A 7,929-nucleotide genomic window follows, 5' to 3' on the forward strand; every position below is an offset into this window, starting at 1 on the left:
GGGGTCGAGACGCAGGGAGAGCTTCCTGTGCCCGTGGGGTCAGCCCTCCGCGGGGGCGGTGGGGAGCTTCTCCTTGATCATGTTCATCACCGACGAGTCGGTCAGCGTGGTGACGTCGCCCAGCTCCCGGTTCTCGGCGATGTCGCGCAGCAGCCGGCGCATGATCTTCCCGGAGCGGGTCTTGGGCAGCTCCTGTACGACCATGATCTGGCGGGGCTTGGCGATCGGACCGATGTCGCGGGCCACGTGGTTGCGCAGCGTCTGCACCAGTTCGTCGCCGGAGTCCTCGGCGTTCCCGCGGAGGATGACGAAGGCGACGATCCCCTGGCCCGTGGTCGGGTCGCTGGCGCCGACGACGGCGGCCTCGGCGACCGTCGGGTGGCCGACCAGCGAGGACTCCACCTCGGTCGTGGAGATGCGGTGGCCGGACACGTTCATCACGTCGTCCACCCGGCCGAGCAGCCAGATGTTGCCCTCGGCGTCCTTCTTGGCGCCGTCCCCGGCGAAGTAGACGTTCGGGCCGAACCGCGACCAGTAGGTGTCCACGTAGCGGTCGTCGTCGCCCCAGATGGTGCGCAGCATCGCCGGCCACGGCTCGGTGAGCACCAGCAGCCCGGTGGAGTCGTCGGTGAGCTCGTTGCCCTCGTCGTCGACGACCTTCGCGGAGATGCCGGGGAAGGGGTGCTGGGCCGAGCCGGGCACGAGGCTGGTCACGCCGGGCAACGGGGTGAGCATGTGCGCCCCGGTCTCGGTCTGCCACCAGGTGTCCATGATCGGGCAGCGGCCGCCGCCGATGTGCTCGTGGTACCAGAGCCACGCCTCAGGGTTGATCGGCTCGCCGACCGAGCCGAGCAGCCGCAGCGAGCTCAGGTCGAAGCCGGCCGGGACGTCCTCGCCCCACTTCATGAACGTGCGGATCACCGTGGGCGCGGTGTAGAGGATCGTCACGCCGTACTTCTGGATCAGCTCGAACCAGCGGCCGCGGTGCGGCGTCTCCGGTGTCCCCTCGTACATGACCGAGGTGGCCCGGTTGGCCAGCGGCCCGTAGACGATGTAGCTGTGGCCGGTCACCCAGCCGACGTCGGCCGCCGTCCAGAAGATGTCGGTGTCGGGCTTGAGGTCGAACGTCGCCCAGTGCGTGTAGGCGACCTGGGTCAGGTAGCCGCCGGACGTGTGCAGGATGCCCTTCGGCTTCGCCGTCGTGCCCGAGGTGTACATGATGTAGAGCGGGTGCTCGGCGTCGAAGAACTCGCACGCGTGCTCGGTGGACTGCCGGCCGACGACGTCGTCCCACCACAGGTCGCGGCCCTCGGTCCACTCCACGTCCTGCTCGGTCCGCTTCACCACGAGGACGTTGCGGACGCCGGGGCTGCGACCCACCGCGTCGTCGACGGCGGGCTTGAGGGCGCTCGGCGCACCGCGGCGGTACCCGCCGTCGGCGGTGATGACCAGGACGGCGCCGGCGTCGTCGAGCCGGCTCGCCAGGGCGTCGGCGGAGAAGCCGCCGAAGACGACCATGTGCACCGCACCGATGCGCGCGCAGGCCAGCATCGAGATGATCGCCTCGGGGATCATCGGCAGGTAGATCGCCACCCGGTCACCGGCGTTCACGCCGAGCTCGGTCAGCGCGTTCGCGGCCTTGCTCACCTCGTCCTTGAGCTGGGCGTAGGTGATCGTGCGGGTGTCGCCCGGCTCGCCCTCCCAGTGGTAGGCCACCTGCTCGCCGTGCCCGGCCTCGACGTGCCGGTCGACGCAGTTGTAGGCCACGTTGAGCTTGCCGCCGACGAACCACTTGGCGAAGGGCGGGTTGCTCCAGTCGAGCACCTCGTCCCACTCCCGGTCCCAGGTCAGCCGGCGCGCCGCGGACTCCCAGAACGCCAGCCGGTCGCGGGCGGCCTCGTCGTAGACGTCGGGGCCGACGTTCGCCTGGGCCGCGAGGGCCTCCGGCGGCGCGAAGGTCCGGCCGTCCACCTGGGTCGTCTCGCTCATGGGGTCCCTCCCGAGTCCGGCGCCGCGTGCCACCCGCGGCGGTGCAGCGTGTTCCACGACACACCGTATGGCCGTAGCGCCCGGTCGTCTGCCCCACGAGACGCGCGGAGCGACGACCGGCCACACTGGCCCGGTGAGCGGTCCGCAGGCGCAGGTCGCAGCCCGCATCCCCGGCGCCGCGGCCCTCGGCCTGGTCCCCCCGCCGGGGGCGCTCGCCGTCCCCGTGGAGCGGTTGGCCGACCCGGTGCTGCTGGGGCGCCTGCTCACGGCCCGGGGCGCCGGCGAGCTGCGGGTGCGGGCCACGGTGTGGTGGTACTCGGCGTCGGCGGTGCTCATGGCCCCCGTGCTGGCCGGGCTGGCCGCCGGCCGGCCGCTGTCGGGGCGGCCCGGGGACGTCACCGTCTTCCTCGGCCCGGGCGGGCTCCCGGTGGCCGCGCTGTCGTCGGCGGCCGGGGAGGACCCGGCCACCGGGCTCCGCGAGACGCTGTCGGCGGTGATCACCGCGCTGGCCGAGGCCGGGGCGATGCGGCCCCGGCCGCTGTGGGCGATCGCCACCGACTCGCTGGCCAACGGGCTGCTGACCCTCGGGCGGGCCCTCGGGGACGTCGCCGCCGTCACCGCCCTCGCCGTCCCGCTGGCCGGGGCGGTCGGTCCGCCGCTGCCGGTGCCCCGCTACGTCGACGTCGACGGCGTGCTGTTCACCTCGCGGGCGTCCTGCTGCCTGGTCGACCGCCTCCCGCACGGCGCGACCTGCCTGTCCTGCCCCCGCCGCCCGCCGGCCGAGCGGCGGATCCTGCTCGAGGACGCGGCTCGCCGGCTGCCCCGCTGAGCGGTCGCTCCGGGTGCGGCCGCGACGTCGCACCGCGAGGCACCGCGGGAGATGATCGGCCGACGCCACGAGAGCGGAGGTCAGCGATGCCCGTGATGCCTGCCGCGTTCTTCGGTCACGGCAACCCGATGAACGCCCTGGAGAGCAACCGCTACACGGAGGCCTGGCGGGCCTTCGGCCGATCCGTGCCCCGGCCCCGGGCCATCCTGGTCGTCTCCGCGCACTGGTACGTGCAGGCGACCGCGGTCACGGCGATGCCCAGGCCGCGCACCATCCACGACTTCTTCGGCTTCCCGCGGGAGCTCTTCGACGTGCGGTACGAGCCACCGGGGCTGCCCGAGCTGTACGAGGAGGTGGCCGACATCGTGCACCCGACGTGGGTGGGCGCCGACCACGACAGCTGGGGCATCGACCACGGCACGTGGTCGGTGCTGATGCACGCCTTCCCCGACGCCGACATCCCCGTGGTGCAGCTGTCGATCAACGCGCTGAAGCCCTTCGACTACCACCTCCAGCTGGGGGCGGCGCTGGCGCCGCTGCGCGAGGACGGCGTGCTGGTGATCGGCAGCGGCAACGTCGTGCACAACCTCGGCGGCGTCAGCCGGGCGCTGCCCGATGCCGGCTTCGACTGGGCGCAGCGGTTCGACGAGGCCGCCAAGGAGCGCATGCTCACCGACCCCGCCGACCTCGGCCGGCTGGACGGGCACCGCGACTTCGACCTCGCCGTCCCGACGCCGGACCACTTCCTCCCGCTGCTCTACGTCGCAGGCGTCGCCGGTGCCACCTCCGCGCCGGTCGACGTGCTCGTCGACGGGTACGCCTACGGCTCGCTGTCGATGACCGCCTACAGCGTGGGCATGGACGCTCCCGAGGTGTCGGGGTCGGGCGTCGCCGCGGCGCTGCCCGAGGGTCCGCCCCCGGACGGGGCCAACATCTGAGGAAGGACCCCGTCGCCCCCCACCCTCCGCAGGCTCAGGGCGGGTCCCTGCGAAGGGGCCGTTCCAGCACGTCACCGGGGCCATTCCCGCGGGTGAGGCTCAGGCGGTGCGGGGGCCCTCCTCGGCGGGGGCGCGGTGGAGGTCGGTGATCCGGGGGAAGGGCCGGGTCGAGAACACCGCTTCGACCGGCACGCCGAAGAACTCGGCGATGCGCAGCGCCAGGTGCAGGCTCGGGTTGTACTCGCCGCGCTCCAGGTAGCCGACGGTCTGGTAGTGGACGCCGAGCGAATCGGCGAGCTCCCGCCGGGTCACCTGCTGCTCGGCGCGCAGCAGCGCGATCCGGTTGTGGACGGCGTCGCCGGTGCGGTCACCGGTGGGTCGTTCGGGTGCCACGGATCAGTGCACCCACTGCAGGGTGGCCTCGCGGGCCGCCTGCACCTGCGACCCGGACTGCCGGCGGGCCATGCGGCGCAGCACCCGGGGGGTGACCAGCGCACCGAACACCGCCCAGGCGGCCAGCACGAGCACCGTCACACCGGTCCGCCACGAGTCGCCGAGCTCCACGGTGACCGCCGAGTCGGGGAGGAACGCCGACCGCAGCCCGAGTCCGATCCAGTAGATCGGGAAGACCTGGGCGACCGCCTGCACCCAGCCCCACATCACCTGGATCGGGAGGAAGATGCCCGAGATGGCGGTGAGCAGCAGGACCGGCAGCATCCCCCAGGTCCCCACCTTCTGCGTGCTCGGCACCACCGACCCCAGGATCATGCCCAGCGGCAGGGTGGCGAGCATGCCGAGGACGATCACCCAGGCGACGGTGCCCCACCCGGCCGCGCCGCCGTGCATCAGGCCGTCGAAGAGCAGGAGGCTCGGCACGAGGATGGTCAGCAGCGACGGGAACAGGCCGAGGGAGTGGTAGGTCAGCTGCCCGGTCACGTAGCCCGGCATGCCGTGGGGGAGCGCCTTGTGCCGCAGCAGCGTGCCGTCCTCGCGCTCCATGGCCAGCGCGAACGCCGGGCCGATGACCACGCCGAAGGCCACCAGCGCCCCGAGGATGCTCGGCAGGGCGTACGTCGGGTACATCAGCCCGGTGCCTTCCAGCTCGTTGTCGCGGTTGAACCAGAGGTAGGCCAGCGTGCCGACGGCGGTGAACAGGTAGAAGCCCTGGTCCTGCGGGCTGCGCAGGCTGAGCAGGAACTCCGTCCAGCCGCGGCGGAGGCCGAGCGCGATGGCGTGCCGGGTGGGGTTCATCGGGCGACCTCCTCCAGGACCGGTCCGGCCGGACTGCCGGACTCGAAGCGCTGCACCATCGCCAGGTAGGTGTCCTCGAGGCTGGCGCGGCGGACCTCGAGGTCGGTGAGCCGGTCGCCGTGCTCCTCGAAGAGCCGGCGCACGAACGGGACGACGTCGTCGGTCGGGTGCACGTAGCGCTCGCTGCCGCAGGCCCAGTGCACCTCGGCCGTGCCGGCGACCTGGCGGGTCAGCTCTTCCGCGCTGCCGGACGCGACGATCCGGCCGTGGGCGAGGATGAGGATCCGATCGGCCAGCTTCTCCGCCTCCGCCAGGTCGTGGGTGGTGAGCAGGATGCTCGTCCCCTCCAGGTCGGAGAGCCGGTGCACCAGGTCGTGGAAGTCCCGCCGGGCCTGCGGGTCGAAGCCGGCCGTCGGCTCGTCGAGGAAGAGCAGCTCCGGGCGGCCGATGATGCCGACGGCGACGTCGAGCCGGCGGCGCTGGCCGCCGGAGAGCGTCCCGATCTTGCGGTCGGCGTGCTCACCGAGCCCCACGGTGGCCAGCAGGTGGTCGACGTCGTACGGGCGGGGCCGCTCGGGGGTCGAGTAGGGCGTGAAGTAGCCGCCCAGCTGGGTGAGCAGCCGGCGCGGCGTCCAGCGGGCGTGGTCGCGCCACGACTGCAGCACCACGCCGACGCGGGCGCGCCAGGCGTCGCCCGCGGTGGCCGGGTCCTCCCCGAGCACCTGCACCTCGCCGGCCGACGGCAGCCGGAAGCCCTCGAGGATCTCGATCGTCGTGGTCTTGCCGGCGCCGTTGGGACCCAGCAGGCAGACCACCTCGCCCGGGCGGACGTCGAGGTCGACGCCGGTGAGGACCTCCTGCTCGCCGTAGGCCATCCGCAGCCCCCGGGTCCGGACGACCGGTTCGCCTGACGTGTCCCGCTGAGGACCCATGCCGCCACATCCCTGTGCGCTCGTCTGTGCGCCAGATAGTAGGTCTGCTATATCTGCAGCACCAGTGCACCGAGCGAGGCGTCGCCGACGGCCATGTGGGCGTCACCGTCCGGCTGCGGAGAGCGAAGACGCTCCGCGAGGACGGACGGATCCGTCACCTCCGGCGCGCGGCCTCGTTACGTGTGTGCAAGTGGCGTAACACGTACCAGTACCGGGAGGCACTCCTTGTCGTCGCGTTCCCTGCACCGCCCCGGACGGCCGCGCGGCCGCCGGGCCCTGGTCGCGTCGGGGCTCGCCGCCGCGCTCGTGGCCGTTCCCGGTCTCGCCCGTGCGGACGAGCCGGCGGACCCGCTGCAGCCGGTGAACGACATCCTGGAGGGCGTGGCCGGCGACGGCTCCGTCCCCGTGGTCCCCGAGGCCCCGGGCCTCCCCGGCGCACCCGCCGAGGAGGGCGCGGAGCCCGGCGACGACGACGGGGAGCCCGGCGACGACGACGGGGAGCCCGACGTCGTCCCCGTGCCCGCCGTGGCGGTGCCGGCCGAGCTGGAGGCGGCGCTGCAGCAGCTGGGCGCGGCGCTCGGGCTCCCCGAGAGCTGCGTGACCGGCATCGTGGACTCCGTCGAGCTGGTGGTCGAGGGGCTCGTGGCCGTCCCCGTCGAGCTGGTCGACGTGGTCGCCGACCTCCGCGACGCGCTCGAGGGCGTGGCCGGCGGTGGCGGGCTGGAGGGGCTGCTCGGCCTCGGCGAGGAGCTGCAGGGCGCCCTCGACCCCGCGCTGGTCAGCGACTCCGCCGTCGTCGAGGGTCTGCAGCTGCTGGCCGAGACCCTGCCCACCTGCGCCCCGGCGCTGCCGGCCGAGGAGGAGCCGCCGGCTCCCTCGCCGGAGCCGCCGCACGCCCCGGCGCCCGCAGTGCCCGCGCCGGTCGAGCACCCGGTGGCGCAGCCCGTCACCTACCCCGGGTACGCCCCCACCGGTGCGGAGCAGGAGGACGACGGCGTCCCGCCCGCGCTGGGCGCCCTGGCGCTCGCCGTCGTGGCCGGTGCGGGGAGCGCCGGTCGGCTGAGGTCCCGTCGTGCGGCCGACCCGGGCGCCTGACCTCCGCACCGTCGCGGCCTTCCTCGTCGTACTGGCGACCGGCCTCGCGGTGCTGTGGGTCGTCACCGCCCGCCCGCCGGCCGGGGACGACGCGGTGTTCGCGCTGTCGGAGGAGGCGGCCGCGGGGCCGATCGTGCCCGCGTGGCTGGCCATCCCGGCCATCGGCGTGGACACCGTGGTCGAAGCCCGAGGCACGGTGGCCTACGAGAACCCGTTCACCGGGCAGACCGTCGACGGCTACGGGGTCCCGGAGTCGATGCTGACCACCTCGTGGTGGTCCGACGGCCCGGCGCCCGGCTCGGGTCGGATGGCGGTGGTCCTGGGGCACCAGCAGGACGGCGGCGAGGCCGTCTTCAACCGTCTGCACGAGCTCGCCCCCGGCGACGAGGTCGTGCTGCGCGACGCCGAGGGCGCGGTCCTGCGGCTGAGCGTGCTCGGCGAACCCCTCACCGGCCTGGACAAGGGGACCTCGGCGCTCTCGGACGCGCTCAACGGCCACCCGGCGGAGGCCGACGTCGCGCTGGTGACCTGCGGCGGCGAGTTCGACGAGGCCGCGGGGACCAGCACCGAGAACACCGTGGTGTTCGCGAGCCTGGCCGAGGGCGCCTAACCCTCCGCGAGCGCGACCACCTCGCCGACGACCCAGACCGCCGGGGGGCGGACGGTGTGCTCGGTGAGGGTGGCGGGGAGGCCGGCGAGGGTGGTGCGCAGGGTGCGCTGGGTGGGGGTGGAGCCGTCGGAGACGACGGCGACGGGGGTGTCGGGTGCGCGCCCGTGCTGGATGAGGGCGGCGGCGATGGCGGGGGCGGTGTCGACGCCCATGAGGACGACGAGGGTGCCGCGGAGGCGGCCCAGGGCGGGCCAGTCGACGAGGGATGCGGGGTGGTCGGGGGGC

The 7,929-nt window shown here is 73.9% G+C and carries 9 protein-coding genes; 4 read left to right on the forward strand and 5 right to left on the reverse strand.

Annotated features, from left to right (window positions below):
• Positions 1-39: 39 nt before the first annotated feature.
• Positions 40-1,989, reverse strand: a complete 1,950-nt coding sequence (gene acs / locus ACI79P_RS06525) for an acetate--CoA ligase (protein WP_456580212.1) — start codon at positions 1,987-1,989, stop codon at positions 40-42.
• Between the two features lie 133 nt (positions 1,990-2,122).
• Between acs and ACI79P_RS06530 the strand changes: the two genes are divergently transcribed.
• Both ACI79P_RS06530 and ygiD read left to right on the forward strand, forming a co-directional pair.
• Positions 2,123-2,818: a (2Fe-2S)-binding protein gene (locus ACI79P_RS06530; RefSeq protein ID WP_456580213.1), complete on the forward strand. Its 696-nt coding sequence runs from the start codon at positions 2,123-2,125 to the stop codon at positions 2,816-2,818.
• Positions 2,819-2,904: 86 nt separating this feature from the next.
• A complete protein-coding gene (ygiD, locus tag ACI79P_RS06535) occupies positions 2,905-3,756 on the forward strand; it encodes a 4,5-DOPA-extradiol-dioxygenase (protein WP_456580214.1) in 852 nt (283 codons plus the stop codon).
• Between the two features lie 99 nt (positions 3,757-3,855).
• Here the strand turns inward: ygiD and ACI79P_RS06540 are convergent, their stop codons facing one another.
• From ACI79P_RS06540 to ACI79P_RS06550, 3 genes are read right to left on the reverse strand one after another with little or no spacing between them, the layout of a single operon-like run.
• Entirely contained in the window at positions 3,856-4,149 is a 294-nt protein-coding gene (locus ACI79P_RS06540) for a helix-turn-helix transcriptional regulator (RefSeq protein ID WP_456580215.1), read from the reverse strand.
• Between the two features lie 3 nt (positions 4,150-4,152).
• On the reverse strand, positions 4,153-5,007 hold the full coding sequence (locus tag ACI79P_RS06545) for an ABC transporter permease (protein ID WP_456580216.1): 855 nt from the start codon (positions 5,005-5,007) through the stop codon (positions 4,153-4,155).
• Positions 5,004-5,882: an ABC transporter ATP-binding protein gene (locus ACI79P_RS06550; RefSeq protein ID WP_456580217.1), complete on the reverse strand. Its 879-nt coding sequence runs from the start codon at positions 5,880-5,882 to the stop codon at positions 5,004-5,006. The genes ACI79P_RS06545 and ACI79P_RS06550 overlap by 4 nt, the downstream gene beginning before the upstream one ends.
• A 282-nt stretch (positions 5,883-6,164) precedes the next feature.
• Between ACI79P_RS06550 and ACI79P_RS06555 the strand changes: the two genes are divergently transcribed.
• Both ACI79P_RS06555 and ACI79P_RS06560 read left to right on the forward strand, forming a co-directional pair.
• Positions 6,165-7,034, forward strand: coding sequence for a hypothetical protein (locus ACI79P_RS06555; RefSeq protein ID WP_456580218.1), 870 nt, complete (start codon positions 6,165-6,167; stop codon positions 7,032-7,034).
• Positions 7,012-7,644: a class F sortase gene (locus tag ACI79P_RS06560; RefSeq protein WP_456580219.1), complete on the forward strand. Its 633-nt coding sequence runs from the start codon at positions 7,012-7,014 to the stop codon at positions 7,642-7,644. Before ACI79P_RS06555 ends, ACI79P_RS06560 begins: the two co-directional genes overlap by 23 nt.
• Here ACI79P_RS06560 and ACI79P_RS06565 read toward each other — a convergent pair.
• The coding region (locus ACI79P_RS06565) for a uroporphyrinogen-III C-methyltransferase (RefSeq protein WP_456580220.1) at positions 7,641-7,929 on the reverse strand (289 nt) is incomplete at its 5' end. The two genes, ACI79P_RS06560 and ACI79P_RS06565, sit on opposite strands and share 4 nt — an antisense overlap.

The sequence above is a fragment of the Blastococcus sp. SYSU DS0510 genome (assembly GCF_054050835.1).